The sequence below is a fragment of the Moritella sp. 28 genome, assembly GCF_018219435.1.
Lineage (GTDB): Bacteria > Pseudomonadota > Gammaproteobacteria > Enterobacterales > Moritellaceae > Moritella.
In genome coordinates this window covers 1,449,906-1,471,566 of sequence record NZ_CP056121.1, presented here as the reverse complement: position 1 = coordinate 1,471,566, position 21,661 = coordinate 1,449,906, and the positions used below count along the sequence as shown (strand labels likewise).

Genomic DNA, 21,661 nt, shown 5'->3' with positions numbered 1-21,661 from the left:
TGGTTTTCTGGTTTATTTTCCTTATTTATTTTTGATTTCAGCGTTAGCAACACTCATTGTCGTCGTTTTGTTAATTAACTTAATCAATAGCATTGAACGTTCTAATCCATCTTTGCATTGATAAATAGCCTCAATACCTTTAAAAGCACCATCCTGAATAATCACTTTTTCGCCTTCGGTAAATAAGGTGACATCAATTTCAGATTTATCTCGGCATTGTTGTTTTTCTTTTAGCTCCGCAACCAAGTTAGCAGGTACTTTGGTATAATGTTTACCGCACTTAACAAAATCAATAACCCCACGGGTAGAACGAATACTATTGAAATTAGCCGCCAGCGTGTCAATTTCAACAAATAAATAATTAGGAAAAATAACCACATCTTTATATACAAGTTTACTGCGTACTTTTTTTTCCATTTTCATCGTTGGATAAAAGCTTTCAATCCCTTGGTTTTTAAGATTAACCTGAGCTCTAACTTCTTCCTTTCCTTTACAGTACAGTAAGTACCACTCTTTTTTGGTTTCCATCATTTAAACTTGATAACCCTAATCATGATAACGCCTCTAATATTACGTCAAAAAATATTAAATTAAAGTCTAAATTAAAATCTGAATTAAATGCATATATAACAACCATAAACAACCACGTGAATAACATACACTTAACACTCACAGAACAAACATAGAACAAATACTCAGATTATGTTGACAGACCTCTTATAATTGGTTTTTACGCTTGTTAACAACTAGTAAAAGGGATATAAAAGAATGAATAACCTGATAACGGATAGTTTATCAGCATAAAATCATAAAAATAAATATAAAAACAAATACAAAACAAATACAAAACAGGCGATATTATGAATCCTAATAATTCAGATACATTTATGGGTCACCCAAAAGGTTTATTCCTTTTATTCAGTACAGAAATGATGGAACGCTTTAGTTATTATGGCATGCGTGCAATTCTCGTTATCTTCCTTGTTTCAATAACCCAAGACCAGCAAGCGGCTGCATTATTAACCGATCCTAATTATCAAACTGGTCTTCCAGGTTTAGGTTGGAGCCAAGCAGATGCGCTTTCTCTTTATGGTACATACACAGGTTTAGTTTACATCACTCCTCTCATTGGTGGCTGGTTAGCAGATAACTTCCTAGGACAACGTAAAAGTGTCTTAATTGGTGGCGTATTAATGGCATTAGGTCAATTCGCATTATTCTTACCAGTAGAAGCGTTATCACTCAGCCCTACTGCTGGGCTTTATTTAGGCCTTGCATTCATCATCGCTGGTAATGGCCTGTTCAAGCCAAACATCTCCACTATGGTTGGTGACCTGTATGAAGAAGGCGATAATCGTCGTGATGGTGCATTCACTATCTTCTACATGGGCATTAATATTGGTGCTTTCTTGTCTGGTATCCTTGTTGGTGCTGTCGTTGTTTACACCGGAAATTACAAATATGGCTTCTTAATGTCTGGTATCGCGATGGTACTTAGCGTTGTCTTACAAAAATTATTCGCGAATAAATACTTAGGTAATATTGGTATTGAAGCGGCAGCGAAGAAAGAATTGACTGCTAATAAAGGTAAAAAGCCAACGCTAACGGCCATCGAAGTTGATCGTCTTAAAGTTATCTTAATTTTAGGACTATTTGTTATCATTTTCTGGGCTGGTTTCGAACAAGCCGGTGGTCTAATGAACCTTTACGCAAATGATTATACAGACCGTATGATTGGTGGTTTTGAAGTACCTGTTGCTTGGTTCCAATCATTAAATCCATTCTTTATTATTACCTTTGCACCTATCGTAAGTATGATCTGGATGAAAATGGGCCCGAAAGAGCCGACATCACCCGTTAAATTTGCAATGGCATTATTAATGTTAGCGATTGGTTTTATGTTCATGATCTTTGCAACATTAGAGCAAGGTGGCGACTTAACCGTTAAAACAAGCATGTACTGGTTGGTTGGTGCGTACTTCTTCCATACTATGGGTGAATTATGTCTTTCTCCAATCGGTCTATCTATGATCACTAAATTAGCACCATTACGCTTAGCATCACTGATGATGGGCGCATGGTTTGGCTTTAACGCCATTGCAAATAAAGTGGCCGGTATGATTGGCGCGCAAATTGGTGAAGCAGGTCCAATGGCTATCTTTGGCGGTATTGCAATAGCAGCTGTGATTTCATCTCTGATCCTATTTGCATCAGCACGCAAGCTAATTTACTGGATGCACGGCGCAGAAGGTCAAGTTATTACGCAAGAAGAAACGACGAATCAAAAACCAGTTGCAGCAACAGCTTAATACTGAAAATCTAATTTAAATAAATGTAAAAACAGCCTCATCATGAGGCTGTTTTTTTATATCTACGATTTTCGTGATAAACTGGATTAAATCGTTAGCCGTGAGCCAAAAATTTTATGAAACAATTTAATGAATTCATTCCTCTGATCGTCTTTTTCGTTATTTATAAAATGTACGATATTTATTCCGCAACTGCAGCATTAATCGCAGTAACGGCATGTACATTACTCTTTAGCTGGTATAAATATCGTAAAGTTGAAAAAATGCAATTAATCACGTTTGCTATGGTGACCGTGTTTGGTGGTATTACCTTATTTACACAAGATTCGAGTTTTATTAAATGGAAAGTAACTATTATTTACTGCCTATTTTCAATTGTTTTATTGGTTAGCCAATATGGCTTCAAACAAAACTTACTTAAAAAGATGTTAGGTAAAGAAATGGTTTTACCTGAGTTTGTGTGGTCACGCGTGAACGCAGCATGGTCAATATTCTTCCTCTCGCTTGCTGGTTTAAATCATTACATTGCGTTTAACATGTCAGAAGAGTTATGGGTTGATTTTAAAGTCTTTGGCGTACTGGGCATCATGTTAGCTTTTACGATATTGACCGTCATTTATCTCTACCGTTATATGCCTAAAGAAAACAGCAATAACAAATAAGCTTAAGTAAGAAAAATAGTTATATCTGGCACCGTATTTAATTAAAAACTGACTAAAAACGTATTAATTAAATACTGTGCTTCTTCTTAATATCCCCCTTTCAGATCCCTACTACTTTCCTAATACTGACAATTTGAGCACCCGTATAACTTCCTCTATAAGCATGTGATAGCTAGCACAACAAGCTACTTAGCGGGTAACAACAATGTAAAATCACACTACAATTTATTCTGAACATACAATATCATCATGACTATGAAGGAATATCAATGTTGAAAAAAATTACTCGCTTAGCGCTATATGTCGCAGTTACTGCACCCTTGTTTATTTTACCGCAAGCAAATGCAGAACAAGTCAAAACGGTTTCTAATATGAATAATGAGCATGCAGTCATCACCCCAACAGAAACGACCGCTTTTGATCTCAGCCATTCATCAATTTCACGTGACGCATCATTAATGCCATTAAATATTAATACCGCGAATGAGCTAGAGCTTACTGCTTTACCTGGCATAGGAAAATATAAGGCGGTGCAAATAATCCAATGGCGTGAGCGTAACGGGGAATTTAGCGCAATAACAGACTTAGTGAGTGTCAATGGGATAGGAAACGTAACAGTGGCAAAGTTAGCGGGAAAAATTAGTGTAACAGACTGATAGACAATTCTCAGTACGATTTTTAGCGATAAAAAAGCCTGAAGCAAAAGCATTCAGGCTTAATTCGTTAATGTTTATTAACGCTTAGTTTGATACGTTAAAGCTCAACATACGTTCTAATGGAATAAGCGCTTTAACACGAATGTCTTCATCAACAAAAATTTCATGCCCTTCATCATTAACCAATGAATCTTCAATCGTTTGCAGGCCATTCATGCCCATCCAAGGACACATTGCACAACTACGACAACTCGCGCCATTGCCACCAGTTGGAGCAGCAATCATTTCTTTTTCAGGACACGCTTGCTGCATCTTAAAGAAGATACCTTTATCCGTAGCAACAATCAGTTTTTGTTGTGGTAGTTCTTTTGCCGCTTTAATCAATTGGCTCGTTGAACCAACCGCATCTGCAAGATCGATTACATCGGCAGGTGACTCAGGGTGAACTAGGATCGCTGCGTCTGGGTTTTCTTCTTTCAAACGTTTTAACGCTGATGCTTTAAATTCATCATGGACGATACAAGCCCCCTGCCAGCGAACCATTTTTGCGCCAGTTTGTTTTTCAATCCAAGCACCCAAATGACGATCAGGACCCCAAATTAATTTTTGGCCATCACTATCAAGGTGATCGACTACATCCAGCGCAATACTTGATGTGACAATCCAGTCAGCGCGCGCTTTAACGGCTGCAGATGTATTTGCATATACCACAACGGTATGATCAGGATACGCATCACAGAATGCCGAGAACTCTTCAACAGGACAGCCTAGGTCTAATGAACAAGTTGCTTCCAGTGCAGGCATGATGATACGTTTGCTTGGAGCTAAGATCTTTGCCGTTTCCCCCATGAAACGAACTCCGGCAATGATTAGCGTTTTAGCTGGGTGATTGTTCCCAAAGCGAGCCATTTCCAAAGAGTCAGCAACACAACCGCCAGTCTCTTCTGCAAGCGCTTGAATTTCAGGATCTGTATAATAGTGTGCAATTAATACTGCATCTTTTTCTTTTAAAAGCTGTTTAATACGTGCTTTATAATCCAGTTTTTCTTGTGCCGATAACGGAACTGGTTTTTTTGGGAATGGATATTCCATTTCTACTACATTGGGAGTCATAGCTAATTACTCAGAGCTCAAAAAATTTATCTTCGCGTATTATACATGGCATTGTCATGAAAACGTAATTTAGCGTGATTTTTTTTCGACTCATACAAAAAAGCCTCGCTAATAGCGAGGCTTTTTTGTTTTATTCTTATTATACTCTTTATATTATAAAGAGAAGTAAAGTGGTGGGCTGTGAAGGATTTGAACCTTCGACCAATTGATTAAAAGTCAACTGCTCTACCAACTGAGCTAACAGCCCTTTACTTTTACTGCTTCTATTAAGGATTCCTTAAATAGAAGTTTTGTTGTTTATGTTAGGACATATCACAACGATAATAAGTGGTGGGTCCTACTGGGCTTGAACCAGTGACCCTCGCCTTGTAAGGGCGATGCTCTCCCAACTGAGCTAAGGACCCGCGACAATGCTGTGTGTTCTTTTATCAGAACTAAAGAAAGTGGTGGGCTGTGAAGGATTTGAACCTTCGACCAATTGATTAAAAGTCAACTGCTCTACCAACTGAGCTAACAGCCCCAAATTCTTTCTTTAAAAATAGTGGTGGGTCCTACTGGGCTTGAACCAGTGACCCTCGCCTTGTAAGGGCGATGCTCTCCCAACTGAGCTAAGGACCCACGATATTTATTTAGCGATAGTTGTATCTATCGTTATAACTGGTTGCGGGAGCCGGATTTGAACCAACGACCTTCGGGTTATGAGCCCGACGAGCTACCAAACTGCTCCATCCCGCGACAATGCTGTGTGTTCTTTTATCAGAACTAAAGAAAGTGGTGGGCTGTGAAGGATTTGAACCTTCGACCAATTGATTAAAAGTCAACTGCTCTACCAACTGAGCTAACAGCCCCAAATTCTTTCTTTAAAAATAGTGGTGGGTCCTACTGGGCTTGAACCAGTGACCCTCGCCTTGTAAGGGCGATGCTCTCCCAACTGAGCTAAGGACCCACGATATTTATTTAGCGATAGTTGTATCTATCGTTATAACTGGTTGCGGGAGCCGGATTTGAACCAACGACCTTCGGGTTATGAGCCCGACGAGCTACCAAACTGCTCCATCCCGCGACAATGCTGTGTGTTCTTTTATCAGAACTAAAGAAAGTGGTGGGCTGTGAAGGATTTGAACCTTCGACCAATTGATTAAAAGTCAACTGCTCTACCAACTGAGCTAACAGCCCCAAATTCTTTCTTTAAAAATAGTGGTGGGTCCTACTGGGCTTGAACCAGTGACCCTCGCCTTGTAAGGGCGATGCTCTCCCAACTGAGCTAAGGACCCACGATATTTATTTAGCGATAGTTGTATCTATCGTTATAACTGGTTGCGGGAGCCGGATTTGAACCAACGACCTTCGGGTTATGAGCCCGACGAGCTACCAAACTGCTCCATCCCGCGACAATGCTGTGTGTTCTTTATCAGAACTAAAGAAAGTGGTGGGCTGTGAAGGATTTGAACCTTCGACCAATTGATTAAAAGTCAACTGCTCTACCAACTGAGCTAACAGCCCCAAGTACTTTCTTTATGAAGTCTAGTTATTTATTTAAAAAAATATATAACCAAACTTAATAATTTGTGGTGGGTCCTACTGGGCTTGAACCAGTGACCCTCGCCTTGTAAGGGCGATGCTCTCCCAACTGAGCTAAGGACCCACAATTTTTGCTATTTATATAGCGAACAAATTGGTTGCGGGAGCCGGATTTGAACCAACGACCTTCGGGTTATGAGCCCGACGAGCTACCAAACTGCTCCATCCCGCGACAATATGTTTTCATTTAGCTTACGTAGGGTTCGTAATTAAATGTGGTGGGTCCTACTGGGCTTGAACCAGTGACCCTCGCCTTGTAAGGGCGATGCTCTCCCAACTGAGCTAAGGACCCACATATACCAAATTAATTGGTAATAGAAATGGTTGCGGGAGCCGGATTTGAACCAACGACCTTCGGGTTATGAGCCCGACGAGCTACCAAACTGCTCCATCCCGCGACAATTCTATAATCAAGACATCAATGAACTAAACGACTTACGTTGTTTTCGCTAACCCCTGTCTCGATGGCGGCTATAATACTTTTTTCAGAAAACTCTGCAAGTAAAATCTGCTCAGAATCACAATTCAATGATAAAACTCTGAATTCCGTTCAGTTTAACGCCAATAAGATGACAAATAGCACAAACCAATAGTTCGTTAATGTTGTTCAATCTTAAAATATTACTTCAGTGCTGCTAGCTCTTTTTTTGCTAACTTAGCAACAGCATCATTTGGATAATCTTTAATCACGAGTTCAAAATAACGCTTCGCTTCACTCTTAGAGCCCGATAGCTTAGCGAGTTGACCAAGTTTTTGTAAAGAGTCTGCTCGTTTATTTGATGTAGGATACTTAGTTACGATCGTCTCAAATTCAGCTTTAGCATCATCATTCTTATTATCTTTACGCAAAAGCAGACCTAACCAATAATGTGCATTAGCGGCTAACTCAGATTCTGGATACGTAGAAATGAAACTTTGTAACGCAGGTATTGCTTCATCGTATTTACGTTCATTTTTGATTAATTTGATCGCGTAGTTATAAGCATCTTTACCGGTCAAATTTACCGGCTGATTTGTTGCATTTAGAATATTTGCATCAATTGCAGCAGGAACAGCAGGTTTTGCGACGAGAGTTGTACGAATACGCTCAATATCATTGAGAATATCACGCTGACGTTGCGTAATTTTGCCTTGCTCTAGTTCGTTTTCTTCGATAGCACCCTGTAAATTCATTAATTCAATTGATAATTGATCAAGTCTCTGCTGGGTTTCTAATTGTGCTCTCGTTCGAGCGTGGAGGATATTCTCTATACGGGTCAAGCGTTGCTCAACAGAACGAGTCTGTTTTTTAGTTATCATCGGTTCAGTACTTGCATTTACATCAAATACTGTTGCTGGTGCGGCATGCCCGAAACCACTATAAAGAACGGCCATGATCATGGCCGTTTTAGTATTAATTCGAATCAAGGTGACTAATCCTTAGTAAACTAGCACTGCACGTCGATTTTTAGAGAATGCAGCTTGAGTATGAGAAGTATCTACAGGCTTCTCTTCACCATAACTAACTGTCGAGATTTGGCTTGAAGAAACACCTAAGTTAGTTAGGTATTTAACCACAGCATCAGCACGGCGATCGCCTAGTGCAATGTTGTAACCTGGCGTACCACGCTCATCGGCATGACCTTCAACTAACACTTTAACTTCAGGGTTATCAATTAAGAAATTAGCATGATCTTGTAATAACTCACCGTACTCTGCAGTAACGGCTTGTTGATCAAAACCAAAGTAAACAACGTGGCGTTTACGTAACTCGTCAATTACTTGTTTTTTAACTTCTTCAGGTGTTAAATTTTCAACTGGGTCAATACTTATGTCAGTATCACTACCACTAACAACAGTTGGATCTGATTCAGCATTAGCCGTTGAGTCATTTGTTGTTTGTTGTGCAGAACTTTCAACTGCATCATTTTCAGTTGTATCCGTTGTTGAGCTACATGCAGCCAATGTCAGCATTGGTAACGCAATTACTAAACTTTTTAAGATTTTATTTAGTTGCATTTTCATTTTCCTATCAATAATTAATTCTTTTTAGATGTCAAGAAAGGTGACCACGCTGGTGATTTTACTTCTCCATCACTTGCTGGTAAAACCGCTTTAAAGCGCCCATCCATTGAGACTAACGATAATACCTGTTTTCCCTTAACAACCGTGCTGTAAATAACCATGCTGCCATTAGGCGCAATGCTTGGCGACTTATCAAGACGACCGTTAGTCAGTTTTTGAACATATCCATCTGACAAATCCTGCTTCGTTACACTATACTTACCTTTTTGCAAACTAACCATCACTAAATTTTCACCATCTGGAGTAATTGAAGGATTTAAGTTTGCGTTACCTTCAAAGGTCAGTCGTTTAATTTTCTTACTTGCTAAATTAACCTGATAAATTTGCGGACGCCCGCCACGTTCAGAGGTGAAAACAATCGACTTACCATCAGGCGTCCAGGTTGCTTCGGTATCAATACCACGATTTTTCGTCAACCTTTCCAAGTTTTTGGTTTTCAAATCGTAAGCATATACATCTGCTTGCCCAGATTTAGACAATATCATCGACAATTTCGAGCCATCAGGTGAAAAGACCGGGAAAATATTACTCCCTTTATATGGTTTGATTAGCTCACGTTTCTGTGTGACCAGATCATAAATCCAGATTTCATGTTTTTTGTCTTCCATACTCATATAAGCCAGTTTTTTACCAGTAGGGTCCCACGACGGTGACATAACTGGTTCTTTTGAGCGGAATAATATATGTTGATTCATACCATCATAATCAGAAATTAATAATTTAAATGGATATTTATCATCATAATTAATAGCGACATAAGCAATACGCGTTAAGAATGCGCCACGGGTACCGGTCAGACTTTCAAAAATATAATCGCTTAAACGATGTGAGATATGACGAGGACGACGAGTCGAGAAATTACCTTTCAAATTAAGCTTAATATGATCGGTATTTTTAACTAACTGATCATCAATTTTTTGTGGCGTTTGATTTTTAAAACCAGATAACACATTAATGAGTTGGAAATGGATCTGTAAACGGCCGTCTTGTAGTGGTTTTATTGTACCGATCACGATTGCTTCGACACCTGCTTCTTTCCAGGCTGCATAATCAACGGCACTTTCTGTTGCTGGTGTTTGTGGCATTAAGCGGCGTTCCAGTGGAGAAAAACGACCACTATTACGTAAATCATCCGCGATAATACTAGCGAAATCAGTCATGTCTTTTGGTTTAGGCTGTGCACCTAACCACTTAAACGGAACGACGGCGACAGGTCTGGCACTGTTTGTGCCTTCTGTAATGACAATTTCTAATGCCGCATGCGCGATTTGTATCTGCATTAGACACACAATAAAGAAAGATAAAAATCGTTTAGTTATACTCATATTAAATCTCTGGTCTAAAAATCAAATTAATTTTTTTAAGTTCTTTCGCAACATCTGGATCCGGTGACATAGGCAGCGAACCAGCCTTATTCACGGCACTAACCCCAGCTCTACACACAGCAGTGTCTCCACCACCACTTGTAACACTTAATACCAAGCCAGAATTGGATAAAATAATTTTCAATAAACAAGACTTACCTTTCATCGTATCACTGGTTAACATATTGCGTTGGATCGAATTTTTAATTCGCGCTGTATATTTATCAACTTCACTTAATACTTCTTGCTGACGTACTGCATCGAGTTGTTGTATTTCACTATCTAACTCAGATGCAAATTCAGCTTCGATCTGCTCTTGCATCAAACGCTCTTGCCTTTCTCGTTCGATTTTAGCTAAACGTTGACGCTCTTTTTCTGCCGCTTTACGTTTTTGTTCTGCGACACGCTTACGTTCTTGTTCAGCTTTAAGCTTGGCTTCTTCTGCTTTTTTACGTTTCTTTTCGGCAACAATAGCAGCCTGACGTTTACGTTCTTTTTCTTCGGCTGCTTTACGTTTTTTATCTGCGGCGGCAGCGGCTTGTTCAGACTTTTTACGCTCTAACTCTTTCTTAGCACGTTGTTGCTCTGCTTTCTTCGTTGCTGCTTCGGCACGTTTACGTTCTTCAACTTTCTTCAAACGTTGTTTCTCAGCTTTAAGTGCAGCAACTTCAGCTCGTTTACGTTCAACTTCTTTTTCGGCGCGCTTGGTCTCAGCTCGTCTTGCTGCTTGTTCTGCTTTTCGCTGATCATTTTTTGCTTTTACAATTGCAGCTTCTTTTTGTCGACGTTCTTCATTAAGCTTTTTAATACGCTCTTCCGCTTGCTGCACACGTTGCTGTTCTTTTCTGCGTTTGTCTTGCTCGGCACGTTTAATCCGGTCAGCATGTTGCTTTATCGCTTGCTCACTTACAACGACAGCTTGGATAGCTTGCACTTTTGGCTTTGCCTGTTGTTTTAATGGTGTCGAGGTTGCATTTAGACCCAGTAACACGAGAAGTACAACATGCAGTGCGACCGAAATAATAATAGCCACAGAGTACTTAGACTGATTATCCTTCATCTTTATTTATACCCTACCCTTAACTCTTAACTACTCTTAATTACTTTTAAATACTTACGCTACTCGACTGGATCTGTCATTAATCCAACAGAAGGTGCGCCAGCCTGTTGTAACACAACCATTAAACTGATCACTTGTGCATACGCCACAGAGCCATCACCTTTAACGACAACAGGTGTGTCCGGCTGTAATTTTAAATGAGCTGCAACTAACGTCGCTAAATCATCGGGCGACATTGGTGACTTATCACCATCCCCCACATCAAGGTAATATAAACCATCTTTATCAACAGAAGCGACAATGGGTGGCTTACTGTCTTGTGATAACGCTTCAGCTTGTGCTTGTGGTAGATCCACAAGCACACCTTGAGTCACTAACGGGGCTGTCACCATAAAAATAATAAGTAGTACCAACATGACATCGATATACGGTACTACGTTAATTTCCGCTACAGGTCGTCTGCGCTTACGTTGATAAGGCTGCATCGCTTAATCCTGTGTTTTTTTAGCCAAAGTCTGGCGATGTAAAATACTCGAAAACTCTTCCATGAAATTAGCGTAATTATTTTCAATTTTCATCACTTGATCAGAAAATCGATTATAGGCAATAACAGCTGGAATCGCTGCGAACAGGCCCATCGCAGTTGCAATCAGCGCTTCGGCAATACCCGGTGCAACCATCGCCAATGTTGCTTGCTGCACAGCGCCTAATGCAATAAATGAACTCATAATACCCCAAACCGTACCAAACAGACCGATATAAGGACTAATTGAGCCTATTGTAGCGAGATTATTTAAGTTAGTTTCAAGGTCGTCAACTTCACGGGATAAAGCAACCCGCATCGTACGATAACTGCCATCCATGATTGCATCGGTATTTTCTTGAACAGTATTATGAATACGCACATATTCTTTAAAACCAGAGTGGAAAATTAACTCCATACCCTGAATATTATTCTTTCGCGATTCGCTTTCTTTATACAATTTAGATAAATCGATACCAGACCAAAATCTATCTTCAAATCGTTTCGACGCTTCATTGGCTTGCTTCAATGCTTTTGAGCGATGAAGAATCATTGCCCATGATGCTACGGACATGGAAAGCAGTAATAACATCACTGCTTTTACCAATAGGCTAGCTTCCCAAAAAAGTTCAAAAAATGAAATATCAGCAGCTTCCACTGGTTAGTTTCCTTATAATTTCTGTAGACATCGCACACGGTTTCTTATGTGATAATTGAATGCATGCCACTTTAACGGTTAATTCTGACAGTAACTTACCATTTTCATGATAGATACACTGAGAAAAGACCAACGATGCGCGTTTTAGTTCCTTAATATGTGACTTTATAATTAATAAATCATCAAGAAATACCGGATAACGGTAATCGATGTCTATTTTACGTACGACAAAGACTATCAGTATTTGTATCTTCGAAATAAACACGCACGTTGAATGCACTTTCTACTATATCATTTTGCATTATTCTAAAACCCATATCTTTAAACACTATTACTCTAACTTATAACGCTACAATCTAAGATTTGACGCTATAAGTTCAATAATATACCTGACAAAAATAAGATATGAAATTGATTTAATGTGAAGAATACATTTCAGCCGTTATTTTTCTGGATAATCAAAGCCTAAATGCAGATAAGCACGTGGTGTCGCAATACGTCCACGCGGAGTGCGCTGTAAAAAGCCTTGCTGTATAAGATATGGTTCAAGTACGTCCTCAATGGTTTCGCGCTCTTCACCAATAGCCGCAGCAACGTTATCCAAGCCAACAGGACCGCCTGAGAAAGTATCGACAATGGCAATAAGTAACTTACGGTCCATGTAGTCGAATCCACAAGTATCAACATCTAACATGCTTAACGCCGCAGACGAGATTTCGGCATCAATATCACCATTGTGTTTTACTTCAGCATAATCACGTACACGACGTAATAAGCGATTGGCAATACGAGGTGTACCACGTGAACGTCTCGCTATTTCTAACGCGCCCGCACTATCCATATTCAGCCCTAAGCAATTTGCCGAGCGTAATACGATATCTTGTAAATCTTCAACCTTATAAAATTCAAGGCGCTGAACAATACCAAAACGATCACGTAACGGTGATGTTAGTGAACCAGCTCGAGTCGTCGCTCCGATAAGCGTAAACGGGGGTAAATCAAGCTTGATCGAACGTGCTGACGGGCCTTCACCAATCATAATATCTAATTGGTAATCTTCCATTGCAGGATATAAAATTTCTTCAATCGACGGGTTTAAACGATGAATTTCGTCAATAAATAGTACGTCATGGGGTTCTAAGTTAGTCAGTAATGCAGCAAGATCACCTGCTTTCTCGAGCACTGGTCCAGAGGTAGTTTTAATACTCACCCCCATTTCGTTTGCCACAATATTTGCTAATGTGGTTTTTCCGAGTCCTGGAGGACCGAAAATTAATAAATGGTCCAGTGCATCATCACGACGTTTACTGGCTTCAATAAAAATTTCCATTTGATTACGTACATGGTCCTGGCCTTGGTAATCTAACAACATTTTTGGTCGGATAGCACGGTCTATCACTTCTTCTTCACGGACGGTACCGCTAGAAATTAATCGATCAGCTTCAATCACTAAAGTAACTTCCTAAATTAATTCTGTAAGGTTGCACGCAATGACAAACGAATGATATCTTCACAACTCATACTTGGCTGTGCAACTTGCTTGATCATCTTCGCTACTTGCGCAGGTTTATACCCTAAACCAATCAAGGCGTCTTCCGCTTCTTCAATCGCATTCGATGACGTATTACCATAACCTTGTAATTGTGCTTTATCTGCTTCAGGGGTAAACAAATCTTGAGTCACCCAGTTTTTTAGACGGTCACGCATTTCGACCAATAAACGTTCCGCAGTCTTTTTACCCACACCCGGTAATTTAATTAGACTGTTAATATCATCATGTTCAACACAGTGTGCAAATTGATTTGCTGTCATACCCGATAAGATAGCCAACGCCAGCTTAGGGCCAACACCATTCACTTTAATTAACTCTCGGAACATCAAGCGTTCCATTTTATTATTAAAGCCGTAGAGTAATTGAGCATCTTCTCGAACCACAAAGTGAGTGTAAACGATCACTTCGTTATCAACATCGCCAAGCTCATAAAAGCAGCTCATCGGCAGTTGAACTTCATAACCGACCCCATTCACTTCAAGTAAAATTTCTGGTGGTTGCTTTTCTAATAGAGTGCCACGTAAACGTCCAATCACAATTATTTTCCAACATTTTTTTTAAAATATAATGTTCACAAGGATAATAAAATACTGGTTAAATATCCAGATCATTTATTATTTCGGTTCACTTAATAGGTTAATTATAACGTCCGCGGGCTGTACCTTTGACTTTACCAGCCATATTAATCAAGGTGCGTAAACTCTGGGCATGACATAATGCGACAGCGAGCCCATCAGCAGCATCGGCTTGTGGCGTGCCTGGCAGTTTAAGTAGATTGACAACCATTTGCTGTACTTGTTCTTTATCAGCACCACCGTTACCCACTACCGCTTGTTTGATCTGACGGGCAGTATATTCCCCGACTTCTAAGTCATTCGACACCGCAGCGACAATAGCTGCGCCACGGGCTTGGCCCAACTTTAATGCTGAGGCCGCATTTTTACCCATGAACACATCTTCAATAGCAAATTTATCTGGTTGAAATTGAATGATAATTTCACTGACTCCCGCATGGATCTGCTTTAAGCGCTCAGGTAATGTATCACCTGATGTACGAATACAACCACTGCCTAAATATTGGAACTTACCGTGTATATGTTGGATCACACCGTATCCAGTGATCCGGGAGCCCGGATCTATGCCAAGAATAATACTCATACTTTATTATCTTCAATTATCATGTTTATAATTACAGTATACCTGCACCTAAGCTTGAAACCTAAACCCACTACCTTATCCATACTCCATTAAAATAACGCGTATAAATTAAACAGTTAAAACCGCACATCATCGCCTTATTATTCCATCATGTTGTAAAGAAGTGTATTTCAAATCATTTGCTCATATTGATACATTGTGAATCAGTGTTAGCTTGGTATAATGCGCCTTTTTATAATCAACCTTGTGGGGCTAAAATGAAAAGAGTCGTATTATATACGCAAAAGAAGTGTCCAAATTGCGATACGGCAAAGCGCTACCTAGATGAAAAGAAAATACCTTACCGTTTATGCAGCGTAAATGAACCACGTGGCAGTAAAGAATTAGCCGCTATTGGTGGCCGAGGCGTACCAACACTTAAAATTGGTGACCAAATTCTGCGTGGTTTCTCAATTAAATCATTCGAAAATATGTATCGCGGTTAATCCCCCATACAAACCTGACTGTTATTACACTCGTAATTATACGCTAGGTGTTATTAACAGCAGCATTTAATCATTATCTATGGATATAAATCATGAAGAATCGTTTTGCTCAGCTAAGCCTTATCATCAGCTTATTATTTTCTACATTGGTCAACAGTGCCGAAATAGACAGTATCGATCTTAAAGTTACCATGAAACAAATGAGATTAGCGTATACTCAAGCAATGAAAACAACATCTGCTGATGAGTTTTCTACTCGCATTGATGAAATGAGTAAAATGCTTGCCGTAGCACAGAGCTATAACTTTTCACCTGACCGTGCAGAGATGTCAAATCAAGGTTTAGATAAAGTAGAATCAATACTGAATAGCATTCAACAATCCGATATAACAGACGAAAATCTCGCCGTTGCGAAAGCTAAATTAGAAGACGTTGATAGCTTAAGAAAAGAATACCACAAGAAAAGTAAGCCAAGTATTTGGCAGCTCATCTTTGGTTAATAAACAATTACATGTTGGTGATGACTATTACCGTCATATTAGTAAAAATTAGGAACAGATTACATGTCAAACACGCTCGACGAGAACCAAATAGCAACAATTCAAGCTTACGATGAAGAAAAACGCCTTAGCTATTTATTAAAAGAAGTAACAAGCGAACGTAAAATCTGGATCTTAACGGATGAACACGGTTGTGTAATGCTAAATAACGATGACGAAGATTGTGTGCCAGTATGGCCTAACGCAGAGTTTGCACAATCTTGGGCGACTGGTGAATGGGAAAACTGTAAAACAGAATCTATTTCATTAGCTAAATGGCAAAGCCGTTGGACATCGGGTTTAATGGATGATGACCTAGCTATCGTTATCTTCCCAAATCTTGATGACGAAGGTCTTATTATGTTCCCTGACGAATTTGATATGGCATTACAGAAACAAGCGAAAAAAAAGCGTTAATAACAGTTTATTAAAAAGCATGCCAACATTAAATGGCTGGTATGCTTTTTGATTTCTGCCATTCATTCATTCTAATCGCCGTCTACTCTTTCCTACCGACCACTTAAATATTATTATTTTTGATAGCACTAAGTTAAATTAATGTTATTTTATTTACCTCCAATCTAAGGTATTGTTTTATATTCCCTCTGCAATCGGCCAAACGATATGATTTCCAACAAGCTAAAATTATTCATTATTTACATATGTTTTTCATTATTAACAGGCTGCTCGATTGTTCGCTGGAAAATAGACTCAGATGAAGATAGCTTAAAATCTGTAGGCTTTGAGCAGCACCAGATGAGTTTAAAAGAAGGTGGTTCACTGAGTTATTGGCGTGGAGGAGAAGGACAGCCACTATTACTGCTTCATGGATTTGGTGGCAATGCCGTCACGACATGGCAAAAAGAAATGCTGGCACTCAGCAAAGATTATGATGTTATCGCACCAGACCTCGCTTGGTTTGGTGACTCTTTTAGCGCAGGTGAAGCTAACCTCACAACAGAAACACAAGCAATATGGCAGTTAGTCAATCAATTACAGCTTGATAATGTCAATATTGCTAGTATCTCTTATGGCGGCTTTATCACCTTCAACATGCTCAATAACACTCAAGATAGCCGAATTAGCAAAGCCATCATCATCGCTAGTCCAGGTCCCTACTTCAGTGATGATGATCTTGCCGCGTTAAACAAACGCTTTGCAGTCGATAAACCAGAGGACTTCTTTATACCAAAGAACAGCTATGAGTTGCGCCGTTTATTTGGTGGTATTTTTGTTGAACCTAAAATGATGCCCGACTTTATTGCAGACCAAATCTATCAAACTTACTTTGCGACTTGGCATAAACAGAAAATAGCCATGATCCAATCATTACCTGCCGATCGAGATGCTTTACTCGAGGCGCCAGTATCATCAACACCAACATTGCTCATTTGGGGTGAAAAAGATCGTATCTTTCCTGTTGAACATGGCATCTACCTGAGTAAAAAGATACAAGCGCCCCTTATTGTTATACCCGACACGGGTCATGGGGTCACGAATGAACAACCCGACTTGGTCGTACGCCTAATTAAAACATTTATCGAAAATGAAAAAAAACAATAAATAGCCCGCTTAATAACGCATAAATTGTGTACAAGGCTATGGTTATAGTTGGTAATTTGGCTTAAGGCATTTATTATTTAGGCATTAAACTTTAAGAGTATTAAATTAAGTTATGAGTAAAAAACATTACGTAGTATGGAAAGGTGTGAAGACTGGTGTATTTGATAATTGGTCTGAAACTAAAGCACAGATTGATGGCCGCAGTGATGCACAATATATGGGCTTCCCGTCAAGAGAAGAAGCAGACCAAGCATTCTCCTCAACCTATACTCGCGCATTAATGAAACGCTCATTAGCAAAAGAAGGTGCGACAGGTTCAGGAGTTAAACCAAAAGCAGCACGCCCTTCAGGTGCATCTAAGTCCATTCTATCAACACCACCACAAGTTGCAGATCTCAACATTTACTGTGATGGAGCTTGCTCTCCTAACCCAGGTAAATCGGGTACAGGCATGGCTGTTTATGAAAAAGATAAGCTGGCACAATTATGGTACGGCTTATACGAAGCTAACGGAACGAACAACTCAGCAGAATTAAATGGCTTATTAGTTGCCTTCCGCTTTGCAGCCTCACACATAGAAAAAGGTAAAACAGTACAGGTATTATCTGACTCTAGATACTCAATTGATTGCATCACTAAGTGGGCGAAAGGTTGGAAAAATAAAGGCTGGAAACGTGGTAAGAATGAAGAAATTAAAAACCTAGCCATTATTCAACAATGCTTTAGTTTGTACGAACAATTAAAATCCAATTTAATTATTTCCCATGTTAAAGGCCATGCAAATATCGAAGGTAATGAACTATCAGACCGTATGGCGGTATTAGCACGTACCCAACAAGAACCTAAGTTTGTGCAATATACGACCAGTATTAACATTGCCGAAATCCTTGCAATGCCATCAGGCTAGTAGCCCAACTAAGACTAAGTTATATCTACATCTTAGCTAATGATAGAGAAACAAGCTGACGATATACCTCAGCTTATTTCTCTCATTCTTCCCTATTTTTATAAGTACGTGACATACCCAACAGAGTAATTAATCATGAATAAAATCATAACGTATTTACATTTACACGATACACGTTAAGATGATAAAAAACATGACTAAATGGATGGAAACGTATGTCAACATATTGGTTTAAAACATTAATCCCAGCGCTAATCTGCAATTCTCTATTACCAGTCTCGGCTGCAAATATAACGGAAATCTCAGGCAAAGACTGCCGCGCAATGACAGATGCGGGCGTTATGTCCTCAGCTGCTCCTGTACAGTGCGATCGTTTAAGACAAGTACAATTCAAGTATATCGATTTTCAGGGTCAGCAGCATAATAACGGTTCAATTGTCGTCATGGATGCTGTATCGCCTTACGTCGCGGCTATTTTTGAACGTTTATATGAATTAGAATTTCCCATCAATAAAGCACAACCAATACGTCATTACCAAGGTGATGATGACCTATCAATGGCGGATAATAATACATCTGCATTCAATTACCGACCTATCGCAGGTAAGCGTTCACTATCGATTCATGCATATGGTTTAGCTATTGATATTAACCCAAAACAAAACCCGTTCGTTGAGTTTGATGAACAAGGTAGCGCAAGCTTTAAGCCAAAAGATGGATCTCAATACACTAACAGAATGAAATTTAGATACGGTAAAGATGAGCGCCGAGGCTTCGCTGAAGATGTCATCACTACCTTTGCTGATAATGGTTTTTTCTATTGGGGTGGTTTTTGGAATACACCAATTGACTATCAGCATTTTCAAGTCAGCCGTAATATGGCCAACTTGATGTCGGTTATGCCAGCGGATAATGCCAGCCAGTTTTTTGATAATTATGTAACCTGGTATCAATCATGTAAGGCGAGCTACCCTAAAGCTTATACGCAGCATAAAGTGAACGACTATGTACATTATTTAGAAACCAAGCTAAATAGTGAATCACTCAGTAAAACTTTTAATCAGTCACCAGAAAAAGTGATCGCGGCAATAAAACTACCGCTACAAGTTTCACCTATTTGCGTAAAAGATTAGAGCGCTAAGAAATTAAAGACCCCTACTAAGGCTGTTGTTATTCGTCACCTAATGCTTTATAAGGCCAATAGAAGTGGCCAGCACGGATAATAACGGTCGATAAAGCTAATATTAATGCAGCAACCGATAACCAAACGACATCCACACTCTGTAGTTCTTTCATTCCTAACGTAATATAGCGAGCAATTGCCATGATTGCGATATAGATAGGATAGCGAACTGGGATCTTACCATTAACAACAAATTGCTGGACCATGGCGAGTACTTCTAGATAGATAAACATTAACAAAATATCCGTTAATTTTACCGTTTGTTCTTCATAAACATGATAAAAATCATTTGCCATCGCGTAAATTGTCGCCATAGTAATTAAAACAAGCAACACAGCTTCGATATAACTAAACATTTTTAAAAATACGTGACTAAACTTTTTTGGTAAATGTGATGGCATATTAACTCCGAGTCCAAATGCACTAATACTGGATGTAAACAGTCGCCACTAATATACTCGCTATTACAGATAAATCATATGCCTCTATCGTTTATGTAAAAAGCCAGCTTAAGCTGGCTTTTAATTAACATAAAGGCAATGAACTATGCTGTCGCAGCTTCAGTGTTATCTGATTTTTTAAGTACCGCATAGCTAATGCCTGTCACAAGTGTACCCGCCACAATCGCGACTAAATACATAAATACAGGTGTAATCGCGTTTGGAATTAACAGAACAAATAAACCGCCATGTGGTGCCATTAATTCAGCGCCAAACAGCATAGATAATGCCCCCGTTAACGCACCTCCAGCAATACAGCTAGGGATAACACGCATTGGATCGCGCGCCGCAAACGGAATCGCACCTTCAGAAATAAAGCATAAGCCTAAGACGAACGATGCTTTACCCGCTTCCTGCTCACTGTTATTGAATTTACGTTTTGCAAGGAAAGTTGCCAGACCCATACCTAACGCAGGCACCATACCCGCAGCCATCACAGCGGCCATCGGCGCATAGGTTTGCGATGCTAATAAACCTACACCAAAGGTATACGCGGTCTTGTTTACTGGACCACCAAGGTCGAAGCACATCATACCACCAAGAATAATACCCAGTAGCACGGCGTTAGCCGAACCCATATTATTCAAAAACTCCGTTAATGCGTTCATTGCAGCTGAAACCGGCCCACCGACAACATAAATCATCACTAAACCAGTGATTAACGACGCTGCTAATGGAATGATTAAGATAGGTTTCAGTGCTTCCATTGATTGTGGCAACTGTACCTTTTCTGCGATTAACTTAGCCGTATAACCAGCAAGGAAACCTGCAACAATACCACCTAAGAAGCCAGCGCCCGTTGAACTTGCTAACATACCACCAATCAAACCTGGCGCAAGGCCCGGGCGATCCGCAATAGAAAAGGCAATAAAGCCCGCAAGTACTGGGATCATAAGCGCAAAAGCCGAACCACCACCAATCGTCATTAACGCGGCCGCTAGTGTACCCTCTTCTTTAAATGCTTCGATACCAAATACAAATGACAACGCGATAGCCAAACCACCCGCAACAACTAACGGTAGCATGTGTGAAACACCTGTCATTAAGTGTTTATAAACACCTGTTTTTTCGGTGCTGGCTTGTTCATTTTCTGCCGACTTGCCGTGACGATATACTTGTACGTCATTAAACGCATTATCCATTGTTTGGGTGGTTTTCTTCAATGCTAAACCGGTACTGGTTTTATACACTTTTTTACCATCAAAACGGGCCAAGTCGATATCAATATCTGCAGCAATAATAACGATATCCGCAGCAGCAATCTCAGCACTGCTCAGTTGATTTTTAGCGCCAACAGAGCCACGCGTTTCAACTTTAATCGTATGCCCTAGACGTTTGCCTTCTTGTTCTAACGCTTCAGCAGCCATAAAGGTATGTGCAACACCAGTTGGACAAGCCGTGATCGCCACAATTTTTTTACTTGCAATAACCGTTTCCGTGCTGATAGCAACCACTTCATTACTACTTACAAGCTCAACAGCATTTTTAACGGCCTGATCTAAATATGTTTTAGTATCAGTAAATACTGCATCAACTTCAGAACGGTATACTTTTTTACCAATAAAACGTGCATCATCAATGTTCTTACTCGCAGCAACAATAATGCAATCAGCCTCAGCAATCTGCTTATCAGTTAAAAGCGTTACAGGGGCGACAGATGAATGACATTCGATATTCGCTTGCCACTTTAATTCTGTTGCTACTTTTTCTAATAAACCCGCAGCAATAAGGCTGCTTGCTATACCACTTGGGCAAGCCGTTACAATTGCAATTTTCATTATTAA

General features: G+C 39.7%; 23 protein-coding genes and 16 tRNA genes. 9 read left to right on the top strand and 30 right to left on the bottom strand.

Annotation, left to right across the window (positions count from 1 at the left end; all coding sequences use genetic code 11):
• Positions 1 to 21: 21 nt before the first annotated feature.
• Positions 22 to 531 carry a transcription/translation regulatory transformer protein RfaH gene (gene rfaH, locus HWV02_RS06675; RefSeq protein WP_211689976.1) on the bottom strand — a complete coding sequence of 170 codons (510 nt, stop codon included), beginning with the start codon at positions 529 to 531 and terminating at the stop codon, positions 22 to 24.
• A 329-nt stretch (positions 532 to 860) separates the two neighbouring features.
• Here rfaH and HWV02_RS06670 point away from each other — a divergent pair, with 329 nt between their 5' ends.
• The 3 genes from HWV02_RS06670 (at position 861) to HWV02_RS06660 (ending at position 3,627) form a co-directional block, all read left to right on the top strand.
• Positions 861 to 2,309: a peptide MFS transporter gene (locus tag HWV02_RS06670; RefSeq protein WP_211679026.1), complete on the top strand. Its 1,449-nt coding sequence runs from the start codon at positions 861 to 863 to the stop codon at positions 2,307 to 2,309.
• A gap of 116 nt (positions 2,310 to 2,425) precedes the next feature.
• Positions 2,426 to 2,971, top strand: a complete 546-nt coding sequence (locus tag HWV02_RS06665) for a septation protein A (RefSeq protein WP_211679025.1) — start codon at positions 2,426 to 2,428, stop codon at positions 2,969 to 2,971.
• Positions 2,972 to 3,240: 269 nt separating this feature from the next.
• On the top strand, positions 3,241 to 3,627 hold the full coding sequence (locus HWV02_RS06660; RefSeq protein ID WP_211679024.1) for a helix-hairpin-helix domain-containing protein: 387 nt from the start codon (positions 3,241 to 3,243) through the stop codon (positions 3,625 to 3,627).
• A gap of 84 nt (positions 3,628 to 3,711) precedes the next feature.
• Here HWV02_RS06660 and nadA read toward each other — a convergent pair whose 3' ends face one another.
• The 27 genes from nadA to ruvC all read right to left on the bottom strand — a co-directional run bounded on the left by nadA (position 3,712) and on the right by ruvC (position 14,700).
• Positions 3,712 to 4,719, bottom strand: coding sequence for a quinolinate synthase NadA (nadA, locus tag HWV02_RS06655; RefSeq protein ID WP_211680054.1), 1,008 nt, complete (start codon positions 4,717 to 4,719; stop codon positions 3,712 to 3,714).
• Positions 4,720 to 4,911: 192 nt separating this feature from the next.
• Positions 4,912 to 4,987 (bottom strand) — tRNA-Lys (locus tag HWV02_RS06650).
• A gap of 81 nt (positions 4,988 to 5,068) precedes the next feature.
• A tRNA-Val gene (locus tag HWV02_RS06645) sits at positions 5,069 to 5,144 on the bottom strand.
• Positions 5,145 to 5,184: 40 nt separating this feature from the next.
• Positions 5,185 to 5,260, bottom strand: a tRNA-Lys gene (locus tag HWV02_RS06640).
• A 22-nt stretch (positions 5,261 to 5,282) separates the two neighbouring features.
• Positions 5,283 to 5,358 (bottom strand) — tRNA-Val (locus tag HWV02_RS06635).
• 40 nt (positions 5,359 to 5,398) lie between these two features.
• Positions 5,399 to 5,475, bottom strand: a tRNA-Met gene (locus tag HWV02_RS06630).
• A 37-nt stretch (positions 5,476 to 5,512) separates the two neighbouring features.
• Positions 5,513 to 5,588, bottom strand: a tRNA-Lys gene (locus tag HWV02_RS06625).
• A 22-nt stretch (positions 5,589 to 5,610) separates the two neighbouring features.
• A tRNA-Val gene (locus HWV02_RS06620) sits at positions 5,611 to 5,686 on the bottom strand.
• Positions 5,687 to 5,726: 40 nt separating this feature from the next.
• Positions 5,727 to 5,803, bottom strand: a tRNA-Met gene (locus tag HWV02_RS06615).
• Positions 5,804 to 5,840: 37 nt separating this feature from the next.
• Positions 5,841 to 5,916: transfer RNA gene (locus HWV02_RS06610), tRNA-Lys, on the bottom strand.
• Positions 5,917 to 5,938: 22 nt separating this feature from the next.
• Positions 5,939 to 6,014: transfer RNA gene (locus tag HWV02_RS06605), tRNA-Val, on the bottom strand.
• Between the two features lie 40 nt (positions 6,015 to 6,054).
• Positions 6,055 to 6,131 (bottom strand) — tRNA-Met (locus tag HWV02_RS06600).
• A gap of 36 nt (positions 6,132 to 6,167) precedes the next feature.
• A tRNA-Lys gene (locus HWV02_RS06595) sits at positions 6,168 to 6,243 on the bottom strand.
• Positions 6,244 to 6,309: 66 nt separating this feature from the next.
• A tRNA-Val gene (locus HWV02_RS06590) sits at positions 6,310 to 6,385 on the bottom strand.
• A gap of 31 nt (positions 6,386 to 6,416) precedes the next feature.
• Positions 6,417 to 6,493: transfer RNA gene (locus tag HWV02_RS06585), tRNA-Met, on the bottom strand.
• Between the two features lie 44 nt (positions 6,494 to 6,537).
• Positions 6,538 to 6,613: transfer RNA gene (locus HWV02_RS06580), tRNA-Val, on the bottom strand.
• A gap of 29 nt (positions 6,614 to 6,642) precedes the next feature.
• Positions 6,643 to 6,719 (bottom strand) — tRNA-Met (locus HWV02_RS06575).
• A gap of 223 nt (positions 6,720 to 6,942) precedes the next feature.
• On the bottom strand, positions 6,943 to 7,728 hold the full coding sequence (gene ybgF / locus HWV02_RS06570) for a tol-pal system protein YbgF (RefSeq protein ID WP_255547101.1): 786 nt from the start codon (positions 7,726 to 7,728) through the stop codon (positions 6,943 to 6,945).
• Positions 7,729 to 7,740: 12 nt separating this feature from the next.
• On the bottom strand, positions 7,741 to 8,319 hold the full coding sequence (gene pal, locus HWV02_RS06565; protein ID WP_211679023.1) for a peptidoglycan-associated lipoprotein Pal: 579 nt from the start codon (positions 8,317 to 8,319) through the stop codon (positions 7,741 to 7,743).
• A gap of 20 nt (positions 8,320 to 8,339) precedes the next feature.
• Complete coding sequence (tolB, locus tag HWV02_RS06560; RefSeq protein ID WP_211679022.1) at positions 8,340 to 9,710, bottom strand: Tol-Pal system beta propeller repeat protein TolB; 1,371 nt, start codon at positions 9,708 to 9,710, stop codon at positions 8,340 to 8,342.
• A 1-nt stretch (position 9,711) separates the two neighbouring features.
• The gene (tolA, locus tag HWV02_RS06555; RefSeq protein WP_211679021.1) at positions 9,712 to 10,809 is read right to left on the bottom strand and encodes a cell envelope integrity protein TolA; all 1,098 of its coding nucleotides are present in this window, start codon (positions 10,807 to 10,809) and stop codon (positions 9,712 to 9,714) included.
• Between the two features lie 59 nt (positions 10,810 to 10,868).
• Entirely contained in the window at positions 10,869 to 11,294 is a 426-nt protein-coding gene (gene tolR / locus HWV02_RS06550) for a protein TolR (protein ID WP_211679020.1), read from the bottom strand.
• A gap of 3 nt (positions 11,295 to 11,297) precedes the next feature.
• Positions 11,298 to 11,990 (bottom strand): protein TolQ, encoded by a 693-nt coding sequence (gene tolQ / locus HWV02_RS06545; protein ID WP_211679019.1) that lies wholly within the window; start codon positions 11,988 to 11,990, stop codon positions 11,298 to 11,300.
• Complete coding sequence (locus tag HWV02_RS06540) at positions 11,977 to 12,255, bottom strand: hotdog domain-containing protein (RefSeq protein WP_255547100.1); 279 nt, start codon at positions 12,253 to 12,255, stop codon at positions 11,977 to 11,979. Before HWV02_RS06540 ends, tolQ begins: the two co-directional genes overlap by 14 nt.
• A gap of 177 nt (positions 12,256 to 12,432) precedes the next feature.
• Positions 12,433 to 13,440, bottom strand: coding sequence for a Holliday junction branch migration DNA helicase RuvB (gene ruvB / locus HWV02_RS06535; RefSeq protein WP_211679018.1), 1,008 nt, complete (start codon positions 13,438 to 13,440; stop codon positions 12,433 to 12,435).
• 17 nt (positions 13,441 to 13,457) lie between these two features.
• Positions 13,458 to 14,078 carry a Holliday junction branch migration protein RuvA gene (ruvA, locus tag HWV02_RS06530; RefSeq protein WP_211679017.1) on the bottom strand — a complete coding sequence of 207 codons (621 nt, stop codon included), beginning with the start codon at positions 14,076 to 14,078 and terminating at the stop codon, positions 13,458 to 13,460.
• 100 nt (positions 14,079 to 14,178) lie between these two features.
• Positions 14,179 to 14,700, bottom strand: a complete 522-nt coding sequence (gene ruvC, locus HWV02_RS06525) for a crossover junction endodeoxyribonuclease RuvC (protein WP_211674615.1) — start codon at positions 14,698 to 14,700, stop codon at positions 14,179 to 14,181.
• Positions 14,701 to 14,957: 257 nt separating this feature from the next.
• On the opposite strand from ruvC, the gene HWV02_RS06520 reads away from it, so the two are divergent.
• The 6 genes from HWV02_RS06520 to HWV02_RS06495 all read left to right on the top strand — a co-directional run bounded on the left by HWV02_RS06520 (position 14,958) and on the right by HWV02_RS06495 (position 19,327).
• Positions 14,958 to 15,185 (top strand): glutaredoxin family protein, encoded by a 228-nt coding sequence (locus HWV02_RS06520; protein WP_006032893.1) that lies wholly within the window; start codon positions 14,958 to 14,960, stop codon positions 15,183 to 15,185.
• A gap of 92 nt (positions 15,186 to 15,277) precedes the next feature.
• Positions 15,278 to 15,685, top strand: a complete 408-nt coding sequence (locus tag HWV02_RS06515; protein WP_211679016.1) for a cytochrome b562 — start codon at positions 15,278 to 15,280, stop codon at positions 15,683 to 15,685.
• A 63-nt stretch (positions 15,686 to 15,748) separates the two neighbouring features.
• Positions 15,749 to 16,141 carry a DUF2750 domain-containing protein gene (locus HWV02_RS06510; RefSeq protein ID WP_211679015.1) on the top strand — a complete coding sequence of 131 codons (393 nt, stop codon included), beginning with the start codon at positions 15,749 to 15,751 and terminating at the stop codon, positions 16,139 to 16,141.
• A 339-nt stretch (positions 16,142 to 16,480) separates the two neighbouring features.
• Complete coding sequence (locus HWV02_RS06505) at positions 16,481 to 17,287, top strand: alpha/beta fold hydrolase (RefSeq protein WP_255547099.1); 807 nt, start codon at positions 16,481 to 16,483, stop codon at positions 17,285 to 17,287.
• A gap of 112 nt (positions 17,288 to 17,399) precedes the next feature.
• Complete coding sequence (locus HWV02_RS06500; RefSeq protein WP_211679013.1) at positions 17,400 to 18,194, top strand: ribonuclease H family protein; 795 nt, start codon at positions 17,400 to 17,402, stop codon at positions 18,192 to 18,194.
• A 215-nt stretch (positions 18,195 to 18,409) separates the two neighbouring features.
• Positions 18,410 to 19,327 (top strand): M15 family metallopeptidase, encoded by a 918-nt coding sequence (locus HWV02_RS06495; RefSeq protein ID WP_211679012.1) that lies wholly within the window; start codon positions 18,410 to 18,412, stop codon positions 19,325 to 19,327.
• 37 nt (positions 19,328 to 19,364) lie between these two features.
• Here HWV02_RS06495 and HWV02_RS06490 read toward each other — a convergent pair whose 3' ends face one another.
• Together HWV02_RS06490 and fruA are read right to left on the bottom strand one after the other, a co-directional pair.
• A complete protein-coding gene (locus HWV02_RS06490) occupies positions 19,365 to 19,778 on the bottom strand; it encodes a phosphate-starvation-inducible protein PsiE (RefSeq protein ID WP_211679011.1) in 414 nt (137 codons plus the stop codon).
• A gap of 143 nt (positions 19,779 to 19,921) precedes the next feature.
• A complete protein-coding gene (gene fruA, locus HWV02_RS06485) occupies positions 19,922 to 21,655 on the bottom strand; it encodes a PTS fructose transporter subunit IIBC (protein WP_211679010.1) in 1,734 nt (577 codons plus the stop codon).
• Positions 21,656 to 21,661: the final 6 nt, after the last annotated feature.

Excerpts from the sequence above, each read along its gene's own strand:
- rfaH (WP_211689976.1), bottom strand. The coding sequence starts at position 531 with ATGATGGAAACCAAAAAAGAGTGGTACTTACTGTACTGTAAAGGAAAG.
- HWV02_RS06670 (WP_211679026.1), top strand. The coding sequence starts at position 861 with ATGAATCCTAATAATTCAGATACATTTATGGGTCACCCAAAAGGTTTA.
- HWV02_RS06665 (WP_211679025.1), top strand. The coding sequence starts at position 2,426 with ATGAAACAATTTAATGAATTCATTCCTCTGATCGTCTTTTTCGTTATT.
- HWV02_RS06660 (WP_211679024.1), top strand. The coding sequence starts at position 3,241 with ATGTTGAAAAAAATTACTCGCTTAGCGCTATATGTCGCAGTTACTGCA.
- nadA (WP_211680054.1), bottom strand. The coding sequence starts at position 4,719 with ATGGAATATCCATTCCCAAAAAAACCAGTTCCGTTATCGGCACAAGAA.
- pal (WP_211679023.1), bottom strand. The coding sequence starts at position 8,319 with ATGCAACTAAATAAAATCTTAAAAAGTTTAGTAATTGCGTTACCAATG.
- tolB (WP_211679022.1), bottom strand. The coding sequence starts at position 9,710 with ATGAGTATAACTAAACGATTTTTATCTTTCTTTATTGTGTGTCTAATG.
- tolA (WP_211679021.1), bottom strand. The coding sequence starts at position 10,809 with ATGAAGGATAATCAGTCTAAGTACTCTGTGGCTATTATTATTTCGGTC.
- tolR (WP_211679020.1), bottom strand. The coding sequence starts at position 11,294 with ATGCAGCCTTATCAACGTAAGCGCAGACGACCTGTAGCGGAAATTAAC.
- ruvC (WP_211674615.1), bottom strand. The coding sequence starts at position 14,700 with ATGAGTATTATTCTTGGCATAGATCCGGGCTCCCGGATCACTGGATAC.
- HWV02_RS06520 (WP_006032893.1), top strand. The coding sequence starts at position 14,958 with ATGAAAAGAGTCGTATTATATACGCAAAAGAAGTGTCCAAATTGCGAT.
- HWV02_RS06515 (WP_211679016.1), top strand. The coding sequence starts at position 15,278 with ATGAAGAATCGTTTTGCTCAGCTAAGCCTTATCATCAGCTTATTATTT.
- HWV02_RS06510 (WP_211679015.1), top strand. The coding sequence starts at position 15,749 with ATGTCAAACACGCTCGACGAGAACCAAATAGCAACAATTCAAGCTTAC.
- HWV02_RS06505 (WP_255547099.1), top strand. The coding sequence starts at position 16,481 with ATGAGTTTAAAAGAAGGTGGTTCACTGAGTTATTGGCGTGGAGGAGAA.
- HWV02_RS06500 (WP_211679013.1), top strand. The coding sequence starts at position 17,400 with ATGAGTAAAAAACATTACGTAGTATGGAAAGGTGTGAAGACTGGTGTA.
- HWV02_RS06495 (WP_211679012.1), top strand. The coding sequence starts at position 18,410 with ATGTCAACATATTGGTTTAAAACATTAATCCCAGCGCTAATCTGCAAT.
- HWV02_RS06490 (WP_211679011.1), bottom strand. The coding sequence starts at position 19,778 with ATGCCATCACATTTACCAAAAAAGTTTAGTCACGTATTTTTAAAAATG.
- fruA (WP_211679010.1), bottom strand. The coding sequence starts at position 21,655 with ATGAAAATTGCAATTGTAACGGCTTGCCCAAGTGGTATAGCAAGCAGC.